Annotated in this window: 18 protein-coding genes; 4 read left to right on the top strand and 14 right to left on the bottom strand. The window is 55.9% G+C overall.

The window, feature by feature from the left end:
* Window positions 1–129: 129 nt before the first annotated feature.
* The 3 genes from ACR8BF_RS18955 to ACR8BF_RS18945 all read right to left on the bottom strand — a co-directional run bounded on the left by ACR8BF_RS18955 (window position 130) and on the right by ACR8BF_RS18945 (window position 2,232).
* Window positions 130–432: a type 1 fimbrial protein gene (locus tag ACR8BF_RS18955; protein ID WP_434746123.1), complete on the bottom strand. Its 303-nt coding sequence runs from the start codon at window positions 430–432 to the stop codon at window positions 130–132.
* 462 nt (window positions 433–894) lie between these two features.
* Window positions 895–1,314, bottom strand: coding sequence for a bleomycin resistance protein (locus ACR8BF_RS18950; RefSeq protein ID WP_292986133.1), 420 nt, complete (start codon window positions 1,312–1,314; stop codon window positions 895–897).
* Between the two features lie 21 nt (window positions 1,315–1,335).
* Window positions 1,336–2,232, bottom strand: a complete 897-nt coding sequence (locus tag ACR8BF_RS18945) for a LysR family transcriptional regulator (RefSeq protein ID WP_292986132.1) — start codon at window positions 2,230–2,232, stop codon at window positions 1,336–1,338.
* Between the two features lie 146 nt (window positions 2,233–2,378).
* Here ACR8BF_RS18945 and ACR8BF_RS18940 point away from each other — a divergent pair, with 146 nt between their 5' ends.
* Window positions 2,379–3,230 carry a Vmh family MBL fold metallo-hydrolase gene (locus tag ACR8BF_RS18940; RefSeq protein WP_292986131.1) on the top strand — a complete coding sequence of 284 codons (852 nt, stop codon included), beginning with the start codon at window positions 2,379–2,381 and terminating at the stop codon, window positions 3,228–3,230.
* 83 nt (window positions 3,231–3,313) lie between these two features.
* Here the strand turns inward: ACR8BF_RS18940 and ACR8BF_RS18935 are convergent, their stop codons facing one another.
* A complete protein-coding gene (locus tag ACR8BF_RS18935) occupies window positions 3,314–3,985 on the bottom strand; it encodes a hypothetical protein (protein WP_313552731.1) in 672 nt (223 codons plus the stop codon).
* A gap of 188 nt (window positions 3,986–4,173) precedes the next feature.
* On the bottom strand, window positions 4,174–5,061 hold the full coding sequence (locus ACR8BF_RS18930; protein ID WP_434746122.1) for a LysR family transcriptional regulator: 888 nt from the start codon (window positions 5,059–5,061) through the stop codon (window positions 4,174–4,176).
* A 97-nt stretch (window positions 5,062–5,158) separates the two neighbouring features.
* Here ACR8BF_RS18930 and ACR8BF_RS18925 point away from each other — a divergent pair, with 97 nt between their 5' ends.
* On the top strand, window positions 5,159–6,217 hold the full coding sequence (locus tag ACR8BF_RS18925; protein ID WP_434746121.1) for an SDR family oxidoreductase: 1,059 nt from the start codon (window positions 5,159–5,161) through the stop codon (window positions 6,215–6,217).
* A gap of 54 nt (window positions 6,218–6,271) precedes the next feature.
* Here the strand turns inward: ACR8BF_RS18925 and rluF are convergent, their stop codons facing one another.
* The 4 genes from rluF to ACR8BF_RS18905 form a co-directional block, all read right to left on the bottom strand.
* The gene (gene rluF, locus ACR8BF_RS18920; RefSeq protein WP_434746120.1) at window positions 6,272–7,150 is read right to left on the bottom strand and encodes a 23S rRNA pseudouridine(2604) synthase RluF; all 879 of its coding nucleotides are present in this window, start codon (window positions 7,148–7,150) and stop codon (window positions 6,272–6,274) included.
* Window positions 7,151–7,253: 103 nt separating this feature from the next.
* Window positions 7,254–7,724: a GNAT family N-acetyltransferase gene (locus ACR8BF_RS18915; RefSeq protein ID WP_434746119.1), complete on the bottom strand. Its 471-nt coding sequence runs from the start codon at window positions 7,722–7,724 to the stop codon at window positions 7,254–7,256.
* Window positions 7,725–7,909: 185 nt separating this feature from the next.
* Window positions 7,910–9,883, bottom strand: coding sequence for an autotransporter outer membrane beta-barrel domain-containing protein (locus ACR8BF_RS18910; RefSeq protein ID WP_434746118.1), 1,974 nt, complete (start codon window positions 9,881–9,883; stop codon window positions 7,910–7,912).
* Window positions 9,884–10,080: 197 nt separating this feature from the next.
* The gene (locus ACR8BF_RS18905; protein ID WP_434746117.1) at window positions 10,081–10,971 is read right to left on the bottom strand and encodes a MurR/RpiR family transcriptional regulator; all 891 of its coding nucleotides are present in this window, start codon (window positions 10,969–10,971) and stop codon (window positions 10,081–10,083) included.
* A 472-nt stretch (window positions 10,972–11,443) separates the two neighbouring features.
* Between ACR8BF_RS18905 and ACR8BF_RS18900 the strand changes: the two genes are divergently transcribed.
* Together ACR8BF_RS18900 and ACR8BF_RS18895 are read left to right on the top strand one after the other, a co-directional pair.
* Window positions 11,444–13,564, top strand: a complete 2,121-nt coding sequence (locus ACR8BF_RS18900; protein ID WP_434746116.1) for a TonB-dependent siderophore receptor — start codon at window positions 11,444–11,446, stop codon at window positions 13,562–13,564.
* Between the two features lie 34 nt (window positions 13,565–13,598).
* Window positions 13,599–14,693: an ABC transporter substrate-binding protein gene (locus ACR8BF_RS18895; protein WP_434746221.1), complete on the top strand. Its 1,095-nt coding sequence runs from the start codon at window positions 13,599–13,601 to the stop codon at window positions 14,691–14,693.
* Here ACR8BF_RS18895 and ACR8BF_RS18890 read toward each other — a convergent pair.
* The 5 genes from ACR8BF_RS18890 to ACR8BF_RS18870 all read right to left on the bottom strand — a co-directional run bounded on the left by ACR8BF_RS18890 (window position 14,682) and on the right by ACR8BF_RS18870 (window position 20,082).
* Window positions 14,682–15,665, bottom strand: a complete 984-nt coding sequence (locus tag ACR8BF_RS18890) for an XdhC family protein (protein WP_434746115.1) — start codon at window positions 15,663–15,665, stop codon at window positions 14,682–14,684. The two genes, ACR8BF_RS18895 and ACR8BF_RS18890, sit on opposite strands and share 12 nt — an antisense overlap.
* Window positions 15,662–16,228, bottom strand: coding sequence for a nucleotidyltransferase family protein (locus tag ACR8BF_RS18885; RefSeq protein ID WP_434746114.1), 567 nt, complete (start codon window positions 16,226–16,228; stop codon window positions 15,662–15,664). The genes ACR8BF_RS18890 and ACR8BF_RS18885 overlap by 4 nt, the downstream gene beginning before the upstream one ends.
* A 94-nt stretch (window positions 16,229–16,322) precedes the next feature.
* Window positions 16,323–18,632: a xanthine dehydrogenase family protein molybdopterin-binding subunit gene (locus ACR8BF_RS18880; RefSeq protein ID WP_434746113.1), complete on the bottom strand. Its 2,310-nt coding sequence runs from the start codon at window positions 18,630–18,632 to the stop codon at window positions 16,323–16,325.
* Window positions 18,629–19,621, bottom strand: coding sequence for an FAD binding domain-containing protein (locus ACR8BF_RS18875; protein ID WP_434746112.1), 993 nt, complete (start codon window positions 19,619–19,621; stop codon window positions 18,629–18,631). The genes ACR8BF_RS18880 and ACR8BF_RS18875 overlap by 4 nt, the downstream gene beginning before the upstream one ends.
* Window positions 19,618–20,082: a (2Fe-2S)-binding protein gene (locus ACR8BF_RS18870; protein WP_179898382.1), complete on the bottom strand. Its 465-nt coding sequence runs from the start codon at window positions 20,080–20,082 to the stop codon at window positions 19,618–19,620. Before ACR8BF_RS18870 ends, ACR8BF_RS18875 begins: the two co-directional genes overlap by 4 nt.
* Window positions 20,083–20,438: the final 356 nt, after the last annotated feature.

The raw sequence follows: 20,438 nt of genomic DNA, 5'->3' as shown, positions 1-20,438 counted from the left end.
TCCCCAGAATAGGTGAGTTAATAATCGAACCTGATTGAGCAAGGGCTTTAACGTTAACTCACTACATACGTGCTATCACAGGCAGATTGCGCTGGCGTTATCCGGTGATAGCAAAACCTGTTTTAAGAATTACAGATAGCTGACTTCAATAATCCCTTTGGTTTTCTCAGGATTAAACCACTGCATCTTTACTGCTAACGGCAGGCCGGTAAGGGATTTTGGGTTCATCAGATTAACAGCAATCACAACAGACTTGCCACGGGCAGGATCGTAACAGTCAAACCCGACTGGATTCTGGCCGATATTCATATTACATGAACCATTAATGATGGCGCCACTGAAGTTGATAGGACCTGAATATGAATCTGCCCTTGCTGCACCCGCCAGGGTAATCAGCAGCGTGGTAAAGCAGGTTATTAAAAGTGATTTCATTTTTCGTCCTCCAGAGTATGTGTTACCGGTTATCGGCTCACAGACTCAAAGATTAAGTGCTGAGTGAAAAAACAAATGTAAATTTTCAGACGCCTGGCCCAATGAAATCCATTAAGATGTGTTGTGACGAATTATCCCGATCCTGCCAGTAAAAATGAGTATAGTGTAATTAATGCACTTGATTGAATTTTAATATCTTTTAAAGCACATTGACAAAAAATCAAAGAACCCGCATTAAAGTCTCACATTCTCTTCAGTTGGGATTCATTCTGGCGATCGACATGGCATTAAAGTAACCACTAACGTAGCTGGGTACAAAAGCATTCATTATAAATGCCTCACACTTCTTATTTTTTCGCAATATCAGTACATTCGGACATAAAAATCTAAAAGTGATGCTTGATGAGTTAATTAACTCACGCCAGCCTCACGAATTTAGATATTTCCCGACAACTCTTCAGTTTATTCCAGATACTGACTAAAGCGCAGAAGGTAACCATCCGGATCCTGTAGCAGAAACTCCCGCTGGCAGGCGGTGGTCTCGCCGGTGTCATAGTGGTTATCACGAAGCGCCCGATAAAGCGGAATGGCGTGCTGCTGCAAGCGCACCAGGACGGTCTCAATGTCATCGACTTCAATCTGAAAATTGATTCCCCGCCCCAGTGGCCAGCGCAGATCGGCTGTATTCCAGCCCTGTGGATGGAACTGCTCAATCATCAGTTGCGCCTCTCCATAACAGAGATAAGCGAATTCAGGATCCTGACGCTGGATCCTCACCTCAAACCCCAGCACCACAGTGTAAAAGTGCAGCGAGGCGGTAAAGTCTGTGACGGTCAGTTCTGGCACCATTCGGTTCCAGTACAGGTTTTGATTGTTATCCATAAGTGCGTCCATTGTTGTCAGTTACGACCTCTGTTCATTCCCGGCTCGCATGCTGCTTTGCAATTCATCCAGCATCAGCCGAAGTGCAGCAGACTGATGCTCACGCGACTGATAAAGCCCCCAAATCCCAATACGCTGCGGCTCATAATCGGCCAGTAACGTCACCAGCTTCCCGGACTCCAGTGCGTGGCGAGCCTCCTGCTCAGGCACCATCGCTATCCCGCAATCCGCTATTGCCGCATCACATAACAGCGAAGAGATGCCAGCACTGAGATTCCCCTTAACGGCAACGGCAATGGTTTCTCCTCCGGTCGCGGTGAAATGCCAGCTCTGCCCGGCAAAGCGACTGTAGTAGAGGCAGTTGTGCTGCGCCAGATCGTCCGGCGTTTCCGGGATGCCCCGTTGCTGCAGATACGCAGGTGAGGCGCAGAGTACTGAGCGACATTCGCCGAGGCGGCGTGCGATAGCGCCCGGCTCTGGGGCATCGGTGATGCGAACAGCAAGGTCGATGCGCTCTCCAATCAGACTCACCGGCTGATTGTTGATCTCAAGCTCGATGCGCAGCGCAGGATAACGCGCCAGAAAATCGGGAATCACCGGGCCGACAAGGTGAAGCGCCGTAAAGTGAGCGCAAGCGATGCGTAGCGTTCCGACGGGTACACTCTGGGTATTTTCCTGCTGGATCGCCTCTGAAAGCAGCGCCAGTTGACGGGTCTTTTGAAGAATCGCCTCACCGGCAGGCGTCAGGGTGAGTCGCCGCGAAGAGCGATGCAGCAGCCGCGTACCCGCCCACTTTTCCATCTCCTCAAGATACCGACTGACCATCGGACGCGAAATCCCCAGCGCACGTGAGGCGGCACTCAGACTGCCCAGCTCACATATCCGGTTGAATACGGCTGCCGCCGTCACTCTGTCCATGACATCCACCTGTTCGGATTATGAAACTCAGCATCTCTGATTGCGGGAATTCTAACAGATTCTCAAATGGGTAGAATAGCGCCACTGACGCTAAACCGCGCCCGATACCCCTGCCTGAAGCGGGCATTTATCTCTGAGGATTCTCAATGAAAACCACACTATTACCTGTGATGTTAATTCTGGCTTCGGCCTCCGCCAGCGCGGCCAGTCTGAAACTGGAAACCTATAATCCGCAGGAGAAGGGCATCTTTCCTGTCTCCTCCACGCTGGTTTCCGGGCCAACCGAAGCGATCCTGTTTGATGCACAGTTCAGCACGCTCGACGGTGAAAAACTGGTGGAGATGATTAAAAAGAACGGTAAAAAGCTGAAGGAAATTGTGATCACCTCAGGCGACCCTGATTTTTACTTTGGTCTGGAGCCGATTATTAAGGCCTGGCCGGATGTAAAAGTGGTTGCCGCGCCTGCGGTGGTGAAACATATTCAGGAGACACATGACGCCAAGCTGAAGTACTGGGGTCCACAGATGAAGCAGGGCGCACCGGATAAGGTGTTCGTGCCTGAAGTAACGCATCAGACAAGCTTCAGCGTTGACGGCGAACAGCTGGAAATGCGTCATCCTGAGCACTATGCCGCCTACATCTGGATCCCCGCTGCGCGCACCATTCTGGGTGGAACGGCCCTTTCCTCTGGTATTCACGTCTGGACGGCTGACACCCAGACCGTTCAGAGCCGCGCGGAGTGGCGTCATATCCTTACTGAAATGCAGACGCTGAATGCGAAAACGGTTATTCCGGGTCACTACCTCGGTGCACGTCCTGCGGGTTCGCAGGCGATTGATTTCACTCTGAATTACCTGAAGCTTTTTGAAGCGGCACTGTCACAAGACAAAACCTCATCAAAGGTGATTACCACCATGAAAGCCGCCTGGCCAGAACTGGCTGAGCCGGCTTCGCTGGAACTCAGCGCCAAAGTTAATACCGGCGAGATGAAGTGGTAAAACCTATTGTGCGGCCAGTTAACTGCCTGGGGCGTCGTGTTTCAGCGGCGACATCCCTGAACTAAAGCAGAGATGCTCAGGTGCTATTTTTTAGCCAGATAGCGCCTGTCATCACGCGCCTGCAACCGCGCCTCCGCCGGGGTCGGAAAGATATAGTGAAACAGATCGCGGTAAAAACTCAGGTGCTTCAGTAATCCTTCCTGAATAGCTTTACTGATGTCTTTGATCAGGAATTCCTGGGTGGTATTGAAGTTACCGACGCTGAAAAAAGTTTTGTCATAGACGTTGACCACCCCTTCCCATTTCATCACCTGCTCCTCCGGAGAAGCGCCCTCAGAAGCGACGAACATCCCTTTATGGGATTTCACACCCTGTTTGCTGACATAGGTCGTTAAGGCGTCATAACCGCGTTTGTTGCGCCAGCGGCAGAATTCATAGGGCACATCGTAATGCGGCAGCACAAAGTCCGGGCTGCGAAAATGTTCATCCCCAATCAACCCATCCAGCGTAACCGTGAAATGCAAAAAGTCCTGCAGGAAGTCAAACTGGCGGGTTTTCGTCAGCGAGACATTAATGGCGTAGTGACCCGCCTGCACATACCAGTAATTGGTAAAACCGGTGACCAGAATACAGAACGCCTGCCAGTCACTGAGTCTTCGATCCCCCGCCAGCCCCCTGAAACGGCTGATCATCATCCGTGATTTGGGATGCTGATACGCTTTCAGCAGCGGATCGTTCATACCTTTCAGTAACATCAGGGACACTCCTTGATTGATTGCGCTTATCCTGCCACGCCCGGATCAGGGTGAAAAGTGTCGTTGTTCTGAATATGAGCACATTAAGGTCTATAGGGGGAGAAGCTCACTGCTTGATCTGGAGGCAAGAGGATGCCGTTATAACCCGTCAGGTATTGGAGGCTGGAAGCCTTACCGGATCACCCTTATCACCGCACCACCAGTACCTCACTCACCTTCGCCACCAGCTTGCGGACTTTATCAGGAATAAAACGGGCATCAGGGAACACCGCATACAGATAGCGGTCGGGAAGTCGCCAGTCCGGTAACACCCGTATCAGTCGGCCAGATGCCAACGCGTCTGCACCCATCAGCGTCTGTAAGCCGCCGATCCCCAGCCCCGCTTCAAGCGCCTGCATGAGTGCATCACTGTTGTTAGAGCGAAATACACTCTCTACCGGCACAGATACTTTCGCCTCCGCCGAAATCAGCTGCAGCTGCGCATTGGGTGACACACCGCTGAAACGTATGTGGGGATGGCGCTGCAAATCATCGGGTGTCTGCGGTGTGCCGTTACGTGCCATCCATTCCGGGGAAGCCACCAGCACGGTTTCAACCGTGGTCAGCGGGCGGGCAGCTAAAGTGGCAGGCGGTGACTCGCTGAGGCGAATCGCCACATCCACGCCCTCGGCGATGAGGTCCGACAGGCGATCCTCCAGCGCAATATTCAGACGCAGCGCGGGATGTGTCTGCTGGAAGGCGATGAGATGCGGCATCAATCGCTGCCCGATGCCGCTCGGCAGCTGAATATGCAGTTTGCCGTGAAGCGGCTGCGATCCGGGCCGCAATTGCTCCTCCAGCTCCTCCATTGCGCTGAGCACTAGCCTGACCTGCTGGAGATAATGCTGCCCCTGCTCCGTCAGCGCCATTTTTCGTGTAGTGCGGTGCAAAAGCACCACACCCAGCGTCTCCTCGAGTGCTGCGATCTGCTGGCTCACCGCCGATTGCTTCATGCCGTTTTGCCGTGCCGCTGCTGAAAAAGATCCCGCTTCCGCCACCCGGACGAAAGTCTGTATCGCCGTCAGTTTGTTCTGCATTTATTGATTTTTCTGATAAATGATATCCGGTTGAGGGTATTTAATCAGAATTAAGCGCAGGTGAGAATGCGGCTTCTCTCTTAACAAGGCTGTAAACATGAAAACGACGCAAGGTAAAAAGGTTGCGCTGGTGGCAGGAGCCAGCGGGATTGTCGGCCAGCAACTCAGCCAGGCACTGGTGGCAGACCAGTGGCAGGTAACCGCGCTCACTCATCGGTCAGACTTTGCAGTTAACGGAGCCGGGGTCATCGCAGTGGATCTGCGCGATCCGCAGCAGAGCCGTGAACGGCTGGCCTCGCTCACTGACGTCACCCATATCTTTTACAGCGCCTGGCTGAATAGCGCTGACTGGGAGTCGATGGTTGGGCCCAATCTCGCCATGCTGCAGAATCTGGTTCAGGTAATGGAAGATATCGCTCCGCTTGAACATGTCAGCCTGATGCAGGGATACAAAGTGTATGGCGCCCATCTCGGGCAGTTTAAAACGCCGGCGCGGGAAAGCGATGCTGGCGTACCCGGTGCCGAATTCAATGCCGCACAGCTAAACTGGCTGGCTGCACAGCAGCTGGGTAAAGCCTGGCACTGGAGTGCTTTACGGCCTGGTGTCGTCGGCAGTAACCGGCCTGGCAACAGTATGAATCTGGCACTGAGCCTGGCGATCTATGCGTCGATCTGTCGTGCGACACGACTGCCCTTACGCTTTCCCGGTTCGCAGAAAACCTGGAACAGCTTAGTCGATTTTACCGATGCCACGCTGCTGGCCGACGCCACGATCTGGACCGCGCGCAGCCCTGATACACACAATCAGGCGTTTAACATCAACAATGGCGATCTCTGGCGCTGGTGTGAGCTGTGGCCGGTGATTGCAGCCTGGTTTGAACTGGACGTCGCGCCACCCGTCTCGCTGTCGTTCCGGCAGATGTTTCAGGACTATCGTGCGCTGTGGGGGGGCATCGCCGCCGAAAACGCACTGGTCGAAGCCGATATTCTCAGGCTCAGTGACGGCGCTTTCGCAGATTTTGTTTTTGGCTGGAACTACGACATGTTTGGCGATGGCAGCAAACTGCGGCGGGCGGGTTTTCACGGTTATCGTGCAACCGATGAGATGTTCTGCGATCTGTTTACCCGCTTTCGGGTGGCAGGGATTATTCCGTGATGGCGTAGTGAAAGCACAGAGAGCGAGGTTATCGCTCTCTGCACAGGACGGATCTTAGCGCCCTTTCTTCTTACGTCCCGGCTGCACAAAGCGCTTGCGTGATGCACCGCTGGCGTCCGTTTTTTCAGCCGGTTTAGCGGCACTCTTCTGCGGTTTTTTAACGGCGGCGGCTTTTGCCGGGGCTTTGGCTTTCTTTGCGGGTTTATCTTCTGAGGAGGAGTTCTCCAGCAGTTTAAACAGCTCAACGAGTTCGTCGTCGGTAAGATCGCGCCATTCCCCCAGCGGTAAGCCTTTGAGATTGACGTTCATGATGCGGGTACGTTCCAGCTTCGTCACTTCAAAGCCAAAATGCTTACACATGCGGCGGATTTGACGATTCAGACCCTGAACCAGTGTGATGCGGAAGACAAACGGCGCTTCTTTTTTCACTTTGCACTTTTTAGTCACCGTGCCCAGCATCGGTACGCCTGCACTCATTCCGGCGATAAACTCGTCGGTGATGGGCTTGTCGACCGTCACGACATACTCTTTTTCGTGGTTGTTACCGGCGCGCAGGATCTTGTTGACCAGATCACCGTGGTTGGTGAGGAAGATCAGGCCCTGAGAGTCTTTATCAAGGCGGCCTATCGGGAAGACGCGCTTGCTGTGATTGACGAAGTCGCTGATGTTATCCCGCTCACCCTCTTCCATGGTGGTGATGATCCCCACAGGCTTATTGAGCGCAATCAGCACCAGATCGTCTTCGTCGCGCGGTTCAATCAGCTGACCATTCACCTTCACCACATCGCCTGCAAATACCTGCGCGCCTACAGAGGCGCGTTTGCCGTTAATGAAAACGTTGCCCTGCTCGATGTAACGATCGGCGTCACGACGGGAGCAGATACCGCTCTCGCTGATGTATTTATTAAGACGTGTTGATGATCCAGTCAGCATGATTCCTCCAAAAAACGCGGACTATACCTTACCGGCGGTGGCTTGCGAAGTCTTTGCGCGGGAAACTTTTCCCACTCTTCCTCAGGCCGGGGAGTGTCCGCAATTACAGGTCAATCTCCATCGCCATACAGCGCAACGCGCAGCCCGCCAGCTTTGATGGATAAAGACTTTCACCCAGCGGCCGGAAGCCATGCTGCTGATAAAAGCTCACGGCGTTCGGCGTCGACTCAAGCGTCAACCGGCGATAGCCTCGCTGCAGCGCCTCCGCTTTGATGGTGTCGATGATCAGACCCGCCATTCCCTGTCCGGCGAAATCGGGCAGCGTAAAAATGGCTTCAACGCTGTTGGCAGCGAGATCCAGCGATCCCATAGCAACCGACATACCGTCCGGGCCATCAATCACGAAGAAGGGATTTACACGAATCATCGCAGGAAAACTGGCCGGCATGCGGTCCGGCGTCCACGCCGCAAGGACATCGGGTGGATAGGCATTCTGGCAGCCATGACGGATGGCCAGATTACGAATATTCCATAACACATGTGCCTCTTCGGGCGATGCCTGTCTGACAATCATGATGCACTCCGGCTCCTGGACTGAGCCGTTACGTTATCACACTGCAGCGCGGGTAGAGGCGTGAAAACAGCACGCTTCAGGAGAGTGAAACACCTGAGCGTGCCGGAGGCATAATGAGGGTGCCATCCCGCAGCAACATTGCCCGCCGTTCTCCTCCTGGGATAACGACAGACAACGCTGAATGCTTAAAAGCGGGCGTTAAGCCCGACATTCCATGTCACCTGATGCGTGTCGCTGTTGCCTGCCACAGCAGAGACGCCCGCGAACGCATTGACCGATGCGCCAATGGGCACGCTCGCACCGACCGCCATATCGATCCAGTTATCATCACGGGAACCGCTGCTGCGGGTAAAGGCGGTGCGGGTCGACTTCAATCCGGCGGTGACCGCAGAGTCGCTGTCACCAAACTGGTGGTTATAGCTGACCTGCGCCCAGGGATTGATCAGCAGTTCTTTGCTGTCGATGCGCCAGCCGACTGAGCCGATTTGGGAATGCAGTGTCTGGTCGCCAAAGCGCATAGAAGTACTACTGTTGCCTTCTTCCTTATAGCCATCGACCTGGGTGTAATCCAGCGCATAGCTGGCCATCGGGCCGGTGGAGACATAGCGACCCAGCGGTAAATCCCAGCCGGTCTGTACCCGCATACCCAGCACTGTGCCGTCACTGCTGCCCTTTTCAGTGCGTGTTGCCGGTCCCAGCCTGATCTGACGCTTGATATCATCAAAGTTGAGATCGGCATAATGGACATCCACATTAATCCATCCACTCTCGAGATAATTGAACTGACTCCAGAGCGCCACCAGATTGCCGCGTAAACGGTAATCAAAGCGCGATGAGGGATCCTGACGTTGCGAGGTGGTGGAGAGCATTGCTCCGGCCTGCCAGTGATCGGTCAGCTGATAGCCGACACCCACGGTGCCAGTGGCGCTGGTAGCATCGCCATCGAGCAGGTTGTCGCCGCGAAAATCACGCTGCTGCCCGGCATAACCGCCGAAAACTGTCAACTCACCCGCGCTGGCGGGCTGCTGACGCTGTTGCTGCAGATGTCCATCGAGCGTATTATGCGCATCGCCCACCAGCATCGACGGCGCCTGACTTAGCGCCGCCACCTGCAGCGGAGCATTCAGTACCGACTCAATATAATCGGCGATCAGCGCATGCACTGCCGGGCTGGGGTGCAGTCGGTCGGCGAACAGATATTGCTGTGACTGCGAAAATCCTGGCGTTGAGGAAGTACAGTCCATGGATGAGACGCCAGGCGGACAGGCCATACCCGCCGTATTGCTGAGTCCATACAGACGCGGATTATCAATCACCTCATTAAACAGGCCATTGATATCCACCCGCGCGATGTTCCCGCGTGCTGCTACCAGCCCCTGTTCTTCAGCCTGATTGTAACGATCGGTAAGAGACGCAGCCTCCTGACTCAGTAACTGCCAGGCGGCAAACAGCTGTTGCGCAAGGGCATCGCGGATAAGCGGAATCGAAGAGACCTGTCCCGCCGCCTCGTTAAGCGCGGTTTCAATCGCCTGCTCTCTTGCAGCACGGTCCGGTGTGGTGGTGGTGCTCAGCGACTGAAACAGCGCCGCCGTAGCGGGTTGCGCGGCCGGGCCAAGCACCTGCAGTATCGCCTGCAACAAAGCAGGCGTCGCTCCCACATTCGGCACCGTCGGCACAATCACCGTTCCGGCCCCGGCATTCAGCAACCGGATGACCTGTGAGGCCGCTGCACTGGCACTGTTATCCACGATCTGCTGCGCAGCAAGCGGCGCCAGGGCTGCCGCCGCTAAATCATTGCCGCCAATCCAGTGAATGTAGAGACCGTTCGGGTCGGCCCGTCCGCCGCGCGCCGCAAGGTAGCTATCAAGCTGATCCTGAGTATTAAACAGAGGATTGATCGCCGGCACTGCAACGGCGCCACCTTCGGCATAGTTCTGTCCACCCTGGGATGAGGGACGCAGGGTATCGCCCAGCGATTGCGCCAGGATTTCGTCATAAAGCGGATGGGTCGCGCTATCGTAGGTAAAGCGGCCTACGTTGCCGCCATCACTCAGGCTATCGCCAAAAACGGTGAGATCGCTCCAGGCAAGAGCAGGCAGAGGGGATAGCAGGCTCAGGGTTGCACAGCAAAAAAGGTATTGCGCGTGAAGGGGTTTCATCAGCAGCTCCGCACAAATCAACATTAAAATGAAAGTAAGTGTCGCACCCGGTGGCGCGGCAGCTGTAAGCGTAGACGTCTGAGAAAAGAGGCAGAAGAAAAGACGCGATCGACGTCGCAAAGCGGAGAAATTTGACTTAAAGGAAGCCATGACAATCGGTCTATCGGGAAATTCCGGTCACGGCTTAGTGATATTTGTTACTTTTTACTGGCAGATTTCAGCCCGCGATAGAGATCCTGTAACCGTTTCATAGTTTTAACCGTGCGCTGCGGCAGTGTCGAGGCCACCGACAGGATCAGCATCTCCAGGCAGACCATAATCGTGCCGTGCAGCGGAATGCGTCCCTTCTCGCCACCGCGAGGCACATTAATCACCACATCCGCCTCGCGCGCGAAAAAGGAATCAGTGGCGTTGGTCAACAGAATGACTGGAATACCCAGCCGCTTCGCTTCACGTACCACGGTAGTGCCTTCCCGGTGTGCCGACTGCTGCGCCATCATCACCAGCACGTCACCACGCTGCAGCGCCAGCATCTGTTCTGCCAGCGCAATACCGGCGCGATTCAGAGAGAAGGCGGGAAGACCAATACGGTTTAGCAACCGCACGCTATAGTCCGCCAGAATTCCCGAGGCATTTATGCCAAAAATAGCGACTTCCCGCGCTTCGCCCAGCAGTGCTACGGCATCGGCCACCGCCACCCGATTCTGCGGCTGCGACAGCACCTCACAGGCGTGCCGGTGGCCGCTCAGCACAAAGTCGATGGCGCTGTTCACGTCGCTGGTCACCTCACTGACAGTGGTGACCATCTTATCTTCAGAGGTCAGCGACGGACCAAACCAGGCTTTCAGCGTCTGCTTGAGGTCGCGCAGCCCGCTGAAGCCCAGTGCCTGAATAGCGCGGATCACCGTGGCATCAGAAGTATGATTCGCCACGGCGATCTCCATCGCGGTGCTTTCGAGCACCGTTTCGCGTTGCTGGTCAATATAACGCGCCACGGCCAGCAGGCGGGGAGAGAGCTGCTTTTCGCGGGCACGAAGACGCTCTGCCACCACATCCACTCTGTTTTTGATCGGCCTGTTCAGTTTCATGCTGTTCCTGCTGCTGACGTTAAAAGTAAGAAAGGCTCACTACCGGTCTGTAACCACGGTGACATTTTCAGAACATGAAAATGTAGTGAAAGTCCCATGCTGTTATGCATTTCACCTGCAAAAGCCAGGGATAAAGCCCTTTTACCGCATCCTTTAATGCATAGATATTTAATATTATCAATAAATTAATCATAAACCCTGAACAATTATCTTATCAAAAGCGATGCGTCAAAAATGTAGCAGAACTGCTGCGATTTATGTTTACTACTACATTATCGGATGTTTGAATGATTCTCAATTACAGATGAGAAGTATTGTCGTCCGGGCGACGTAATGATGTCTGACCCTGATGTGCTCTCCTCTGCTTAACGCGCTGCATATTGCAGACCACCTCCAGGGAAGCCCTGCGTGAATGACAGCCATCAGGGCGTATTAGCTTCAGAAACTGCCAGTTACAGACACGAAAAGAAAAATGAAAAACAAAGACTCACGATATCCGGCCCGACACCCCGCTCTGGTCGTGGCGATGTGCGGCAGCATGATGCTGCCGCAGGTCCGTGCAGCAGCCGACAGCGCTCAGGATATGACCGTGACTGCGGATGCCAGCGCAGAGGGAAATTACAGCGCCAGCGAGAGCAGCGTCGCCAGCAAAATGCCGACCGCGCGGCTCGACGAGGTGCAATCGGTGAGCGTCGTCACACAACAGCAGCTGGAGGACTTTCAGGCTAGCTCTCTGGCGGATGCGATGCGCTTTGTCAGCGGCGTCTCCGAGGCGAACACGCTGGCAGGCACCGAAGATGGTTTTGTCCGACGCGGTTTTGGCAGCAACGCTGATGGGTCGGTCTACCGGGATGGCATTCGCAGCAGTCAGGGACTCAATTTTGACGCCACCACCGAAAGGGTTGAGGTGCTGAAAGGCTCCTCCTCGCTACTGTATGGCATCCAGAATCCAGGCGGCATTATCAATGTGGTCAGCAAAAAGCCGCAGTACAACTGGCACTCCAGCGTCACCGGGCGTTACGCCAGCGAAGGTGGCGGCGCAGGTACGGTGGATGTTACCGGCCCGCTGGGCAACGGTTTTGCCTTCCGACTAATTGCCGAAAAGCAGAATCAGGATTACTGGCGCAACTTTGGCAGTGAAGATCACACACTACTGGCGCCATCACTGCAGTGGTTCGGTGAGCAGGCCAGCTTTCTCATCAGCTATGCCGACTATCGCTATGACATTCCCTACGATCGCGGCACGGCCTTTATCGACGGCAAGCCGATCGACATCGGTTATAAAGATCGCCTGGATGACAAAGCCAACCACGCCTGGGGCCATAACAAAACCCTGAATGCCCACTATGACTGGCAGTTTAATGATGAGTGGCGAACCCGGTTAACGCTGGGCTGGAATCAACGACGTTATGACAATAACGAGGTGCGCGTGACAGCGGTGAATGCCACCAGCGGCGTGGTGACACGTCGTGCCGATGCCAATCGCGGGTTTAACCATAAAACCAAATACCTGAGCTGGGATCTGCTGGGTAACCCGGAAATCATGGGGATGCAGCACGCGCTGGTGGCAGGCACCGACTATGAGATGAACCAGACTTATCGTGCCCATCAGTATCAGGGCAAGATTAACCGCCAGTTCAACTATTTCAATCCCGACTATGACCTGCTGTCACCGGTCACGGACAACAGTACGGAAAACAGCGCAGCAGCCAATAATCTGAACCGTATTCATAGCCGCTCGCTCTACGCTAAAGACAGCATTTCCCTGTCACGTGACTGGATTGTCGTGCTGGGTGGTCGCTATCAGCATTATGAACAGCGCGCCTCGCGCGGCTTTAATCCGCAGGTGGAGACACTTAACGATGAGGGCAATAAATTCCTGCCGCAGGCGGGGGTGATCTACAAACTCACGCCAGATCTCTCTTTCTATACCAGCGTCAGCAAGTCGTTCACGCCTTCAACCGATGTCGATGATGACGGCAACGTCGGTAAACCGGAACAGGGCACCAGCTGGGAAGTCGGCAGTAAATGGCAGCTATCACCGGCACTGCTGGCCAGCGTGGCGCTTTATCGGATAGATGAAAGGGCGATGTCACTGAATATCAATGGCAGCACGCGGGCGATTGATAAAGCGCGATCGACGGGTGCTGAATTTGAGCTGAACGGCCAGATTGCTGAAGGCTGGGATTTGAGTGCGAACTACAGCTATGATCAGACGGAAATCGTCAGCGACCGGGTTAATCCGGATAACAACGGCAATCGTCTGCAGAACGCCCCGCGTCATGCCGGTGCGCTCTATCTGAGTCATGACCTGCAGGTCAGTGGTCTGCCAGGCTCGCTGCGACTCGGCGGCGGCGCGCGCTATATCGGTAGTCGCGCAGGCGATCCCGATAACAGTTTCACCCTGCCCGACTATGTGGTGGCAGACAGCTTCGTCGCGTGGAAAAACCGCCTGTTCGGCGAAAAAACCGAGCTGCGTCTGAACGTCAATAACCTGTTTAATCAGCACTATTACACTTCAAGCGGCGGCAATCTGCGCGTCCGTGAAGGCGAAACCCGCAACCTGATGGTACAGGCCCGTGTTGAATTTTAAATCGCTTCGATCTGCGATGCTGATGCTCGGCGTGATGCTGGTCAGCGCAGGAGTACACGCCCGCACGCTGACCGACATCACTGGTCGCCAGGTGACCATCCCAGACCATCCGCAGCGTATTGTGCTGGGTGAAAGCCGGATGCTCTACAGCGTTGCGCTGCTGACGCCAGGCAATCCGCTAAAGCATATCGCTGGCTGGCCGCAGGATCTGAAGAAGTATGATCCCCAGACCTGGCAGATCTTTGCCCGCCAGTTTCCCCAGATGAACACTATCCCGGTACTGGGTCTGGATGGCGTCAATGACATGAACCCTGAACAGGTGATCGCGCTCAAGCCTGATGTGGTCATCCTCCCGCAGCTGGCCCGCAGCAGTGAAAGCGGCGCCGTGCTGGAGAAGATGCTCGCGGCGGCGAATATCCCGGTAGTGAAAATCGATCTGCGGGTTGAGCTACTGAAAAACACCGAGCGTAGCATCACGCTTCTGGGTGAGGTACTGAATCAGCCCCAGCGTGCTGCTGACTTTAATCGCTTTTACCGCAGCCATATGCAGCGCATTACGAGCCGGCTGGCGGCCTACCATGGCCCGAAACCGTCCGTGCTGCTGCAGTTGCATCTTGGACGCCGCAGTGAGTGCTGCGTGACGTCGGTCAATGGTAATCTGGGTGAGCTGCTGAAGTTTGCCGGTGGCAACAACATTGCCAGCCAGCAGATCAAAGGGGTGTTTGGGCGGCTGAGTGAGGAAAGCGTGATTGCGGCCCAGCCGGATTACTACTTCGCCACCGGCACCGGCAGCGCTGATGACGCAGGCGCGCTGAAGGCTGGTCCCGCCGTCACCACGGCGCAAACCCGGCAAAGCCTGCTGGCGCTGACGGGTCAGCAGACTGCGCTGAAGCAACTCACAGCACTGCGCGACGGTCATGCCGGCGCCATCTGGCACAACTTTTATCTCAGTCCGTGGCATGTGGTCGCGACCGAGTTTTTCGCGACTACGCTCTATCCACAGCTGTTTCATGACGTCGATCCTGAACAGACGTTACGACAGCTGTTTCGGGATTTCCTGCCTGTCCCCTATTCGGGCAGCTACCTCTATCGGCTGGCTCCCGAGGAGAAACCGGCATCAGGCGGCTGACTCCCCGCGGTTTTTCACCCGGACGATATCGGCCATAACCGACAGCGCAATCTCTGCCGGCGTTTTGCTGCCGATAGGCAGGCCGATGGGCGCATGGATGCGGTCCAGTTCGGCACGATCCAGTCCGGCGATCTGTTGCAGTCGCGCCCGCCGTTTCTCGCTATTTTTCACCGATCCCATGATGCCGATATAGAATGCGGGTGTGGCAATCGCCTCCATCATGGTCAGGTCATCAATACGCGGATCGTGGGTCAATGCTACAATCGCCACCGCCGCGTGCGCGCCGTTCAGCTCCAGCCAGCGAGCCGGATGCTGTGACACCAGCGTCACGTTGTCTGCACCACTGAAGTGGTTCTCCAGTTCCGTCAGCATCTCCGGGCGGTGCTCACAGACCCGCACGTGAAATCCCAGCATCTGCCCGAGCCGGATGCACTCATGGGCCACGCTGGAGTAGCCCGCGATCAGCAGTTCCGGTATCGCACCGACCGGCAGTAACATGTGGTCTTCGCTGGCATCCAGCGCGGGTAAAACCCGATCGACGGTGAGGATTTCCCACTGCGCGCGTTCGCCGGGCCGTATCATTTTTACCACTGGCTGTTGTCCACTCAGCGCGCGCTGCATCGCCGTCAGCAGCGCCAGCGTAGTGTCGTCAGGCGGCAGAAACTCTATGACGATCTCAAGACTGCCACCACACGGCAGACTGACGTCAGGCCGCATGCCGCCCTCGCCGTATCGCACACGCTGACTGCTGGCGCGATAGGCACCCGCCGCCAGTTGTGCCAGAAAATCCTCTTCAATGCAGCCGCCTGACAGCGATCCGCAGTACGCCCCGGTTTCGTTAACCGTCATCAGCGTGCCCGGCGCGCGCGGTGAAGAGCCGTAGGTGCGCAGCACCGTGCACAGCCAGACCTGCTGGCCCGCCTGGCAACTGCTGAGTGCCGCATCAATGACGCGTTGATCCAGCGTTATCATGAAAATTCCTTTATTAACTGGAGATCGGCGGGGAAGTCGATATCACACAGGCAGCCGCGATCGTAAAGCGGTAGCCGGACGGCCAGTGACTTCACTGCCGCCTGCGGCCCGGCATCGCCCTGCAAAACGCTCAGCATCGGATAACATTGCTGCTGAAAGCCCACCGGATGGCCTGCCCTGCCGTCAATCCACGGCCTGACGATCGGCGCATCCGCCAGCGCGGCACTGACCGCACGATAACTTTCAGGCGTGACAAACGGCATATCGCCCAGCGCAATCAGCCAGCCATCATAGTCGCGGCTGGCGTCAACGCCGGCAGCGATCGATTCGCCCAGCCCGCCGCTGTCACAGGGTACTAAAGTCGCCTGCGAGCAGAGCATGTGGATAGCAACAGCATCAGGACGTGTCACCACGAACAGGTCAAGCCCGCTGGCAGCGGCATTCTCCAGCGTGTGCTGCAGTACCGGTTTGCCCGCCAGGTCAGCCAGCAGCTTATGCTCGCCAGCCTGTTGCCGAAAACGGCGGCTCAGCCCGGCGGCCAGTATGACCAATGCTATCTTCACTTTCTTCTCCGCCTGACGTGCAAAACGGGCGCAGGCTCCAGCCCACGCCCGCAAAACGACAATCTGATCTGCTGTCAGCAGATCAGGAACCGGCTCAGATAATCTTGTCGAGCGTAATGGGCAGGTCGCGTACACGCTTGCCGGTGGCATGGAATACGGCATTACTGATCGCTGCCGCAACGCCGACGATACCCAGTTCACCCACGGGTTTACCCCCCATCGTGGTCGCCTCAAAGTCCGGCTCGCCAACGTTGATGGTGGTGATGTCAGGAATATCACCGTTAACCGGCACCAGATAATCTGCCAGGTTGTTGTTGATCACCCGACCGTTACGCGGATCGATAATGCCCTCTTCCATCAGTGCCTGACCGACACCCATGATCATGCCGCCAATCCACTGACTGCGCGCCAGTTTAGGATTGTAGAGACGGCCGCTGTCGAGTGCCGCCACCATTCGTTTTACCCGAATGGTGCCGAAATCTTCATCGACGCGCACTTCAACAAAATGCGCACTCCAGCTGTGAGCAGAGAATTTTTCAGGACGGGTCCCGTCATTGAGGTTGCGCACCATCTTGTCGCGCTCACTTTCTGACATATCATCCGGGAAGGTTCCGCCTTTCACCGCCAGACTCTCCGACGGTGCAAGGCTCGCCAGCTCCGCGAATGACACCGCCAGATTGCTGCCCTGAATATGCTGCACCCCGCCGCCTTTCAGCGTGAGCTGGGATACGGGCGTTCCCTTCAGTGGCGACTGCGGCAGCTCGCTGGCCAGCTTCAGCAGCTGGTCACGCATACGTTTAGCCGTGTCGTCCACCGCGGCGGTTACGTTGCCTGCCAGCTGCGAACCGCCTGCTACACCTGCGCGCGGCAGCTCGGTATCACCCAGCTGAACCTCAATGGTAGTGGAAGCGACGCCCAGAATGTCGGCGGCGGTCTGCGCCAGAATGGTATAGGTTCCGGTGCCGATATCCGCACCGCCGCACTGCACCACAAATGTTCCCTGCGGCGTCAGAATGATTTTCGCTTCAGCGGGCAGTTTGTTTACCGGATAGGTGCCGGAAGCCATGCCCCAGCCAATCAGTTCACGCCCTTCGCGCATCGATCGCGGCGTCATGATCCGCTGGTCCCAGCCAAAGGCTTCTGCGCCTTTCTGATAGGCCTCTTTCAGACGGCGCGAACTCCACGGCAGGTCGAGCTGATAATCTTTGTCTGCCCAGTTGCGCAGACGCAGCTCCAGCGGATCGATGTTCAGGGCATAGGCCATCTCATCCATCGCGACTTCCAGCCCAAAAGCGCTGGGGTTTTCACCCGGCGCACGCATCCAGCCTGGGGTCACGGTGTTAATCGGCCTGATCTGATGCTGAGCAGAGACGTTTTCCACCGCATACATACGAGCGGTAACTTTGCTGCAGTTCTCGGCGAACACGTCAATGAGTGACGTTTCACTGAAGCTACGCTGGATAATCGCCTGGATTTTGCCATCACGGGATGCACCCAGCTCCAGCTGCTGTGAGGTGGCGGCACGTCCGCCGAAGCCGGTAAAGGTCTGCGGACGGGTCAGCGACACCTTGATCGGACGGTTCAGCGCCCGTGATGCCACACTCGCCAGCGCGACGTGGGTATAAGGAACCGGCTTTGAACCAAATCCGCCGCCGACATAAGGCGAGATGATGCGCACGTCCTCAACCTCAATGCCCATCCACTCGGCGATTTCCACCTGCGCGCCCGCTACCCACTGGCTCGGCTCCCAGACGGTGATGCGTCCATCCTGCCACTGCGCTACACAGGCGTGCGGCTCCATCGGCATGTTGTATTCGCGCGGTGTAGTGTAGCGCTGGCTCAGACGCACCTCGGTCTGCTGCATCGCCGCCTGCGCATCGCCCATATCGATATCCTGCTTCGAGACCGGTTTCGGCTCGACGCCCTCATCCGTGGCAAAAATCAGCGCGGGTGAGGTTTCATACTCAATTTCCACCAGCGAGGCCGCATAGGTCGCCTGCTCAAACGTCTCTGCCACCACCAGACCGATGTTCTGGCCGTTGTGAATAATCACATCGTCCTGAATGGGGGTATAGGTTGTCTGCGCTGCACCGCCGTCTGCAATTGCGGTTGGCTTGTTGATCTTCAGCGTGTTCAGGTGCGTATAGACCGCCAGCACACCCGAGGATTGTTGTGCCTTTTCCGTCGACATGCGGCTGATACGACCGCTGGCGACAGTGGACTGAATCACCACGCCATAGAGCGGATTTTCCGGCTGATGCTCGACCGCATAACGTGCCTCGCCGGTGACTTTTACTTTACCGTCGCCTCGCGAGCGTGGAGCACCCAGCCCTTCAATCGCTGTGTCTGCCGCTGAGTTCGCCTTTGTTAAATCCGGACGCGCCTTGTCATTTACGTCACTCATGCGGTTTCTCCTGCTGCCATCAGCGCGCGTGCAATCACGCGCGGTGCCAGTTTCACTTTATAGGCGTTATGAGTCAGCGCCTGCGTTTCCTGAGTAATGAGTTCAGCCGCCTGGAACACCGTCTCTTCATTAAACGGCTGGCCTTCCAGCGCCTGCTCTACTGACCTGACCCGCCAGGGTTTGGTTGCCACGCCGCCAAGAGCGATATGCACCTGACGCATCACACCGTTTTCCAGCGTAAAGCCTGCGGCTGCGCTGGCTGCAGCAAACTCATAGGAGCTGCGGTCGCGGACTTTAAGGTAGTGAGAGTGTCGGAGAGAGTCGGTTTGCGGCACTTCAATCGCCACAATAATTTCGTCATCACGCAGATTGTGCTCGCGGTCAGGCGTATCACCTGGCAGCAGGAAGAAATCATCAATTGCAATGCGGCGGGTTTCGCCCTGCTGATTCTGCAGGACCACAATGGCGTCAAACGCCACCAGCGCAACGGCCAGATCGCCGGGATAGACCGCGATACAGCTGTTGCTGGCACCGAGAATGGCATGGTTGCTGTTGACGCCATCCAGCGCGGCGCAGCCAGATCCTGGATTGCGTTTGTTGCAGGCCGTAAAGGTCGCCGGATCGCGATAATAGGCGCAACGGGTGCGTTGACGTAAATTGCCACCCAGCGTCGCCATGTTTCGAATCTGGGGAGATGCAGCCTGCCACAGGCTGCCATAAATAGCTGGCGCGTTCTGCTGGCACGCGGGATCATCCGCCAGCTGGCTCATGGTGACCAGCGCGCCAGCGGTGATCTTATCTTCTCCAAACTGCAGGTTTTTTAGCTCCGTTAAGCCGCTGATGCCAATTAACTGCGGGGGAGTGAAGACGCCACACTTCATCAGATCGAGCTGCGTGGTGCCGCCTGCCAGCAACTGGCTGCCTGACTGCTGTTTCAGTGATGCAGCGTCCTGAGGAGACTGGGCGACTTTCCAGCTGAATTCATTCATGCGATCTCCTTCGCCATCTCTGCGGCAGCCTGTTTAATGGCATCGACGATGTGCGGATAAGCCCCGCAACGGCATAAGTTGCCGCTCATGTATTCACGAATCTCATCGTCCGAACCGGCGTGGCCCTCTTTGATGCAGGCGACGGCGGACATAATCTGGCCCGGCGTGCAGTAGCCACACTGGAAGGCATCATTTTCCATAAAGCAGCGCTGCACCGGGTGCAGTTCACCCTCGCTGGAGGCCAGCCCTTCAATGCTGGTCACGTCTGCGCCGTCCGCCTGGGCCGCCAGCGTCAGACAACTCAGCACACGCTGACCATTAATCAGTACCGTGCAGGCACCGCACTGTCCCTGGTCGCACCCTTTTTTGGTGCCGGTCAGGTTCAGTTGTTCGCGCAGCGCGTCGAGCAGCGTGACACGCGGATCGACCTGCATCTGCTGCGACTGGCCATTAACCTGCATTGTTAGCGATATTTTTTCCGACATTGTCTGCTTCCCATTGTTGTGGGCTAAAAAGATAAGTTTTTATTGGTATTTTTCTGACGGGAGTTAAATCGGGGAAATTGTGATAACCCTAATCTTTACGCGCGTATCTCTGCCTTTATGTTTAGCAGCTTTTTTGGGATCTGGTGGAGAAGTCGGTAAAAGTCAGCGTTATCTGAGGTGTATAAGGAAATAAAACGCTATAAAAATAATGATATAACGTTTTTATCTGTCTGATCTTAGTCGATTTACTGGAAACACCTCTTGTCCGGGGAGCTTACGAGGGATTTACAGCTTTTTCATCAACTTTGCCGTAAAAAGCGCAGCCGTGAAAG

Origin of the sequence: Candidatus Pantoea rara (assembly GCF_051136265.1) — a bacterium.
In the GTDB taxonomy this organism is placed as follows: Bacteria; Pseudomonadota; Gammaproteobacteria; order Enterobacterales; family Enterobacteriaceae; genus Pantoea; species Pantoea rara.
This window is presented reverse-complemented; position numbering and strand designations above follow the sequence as displayed.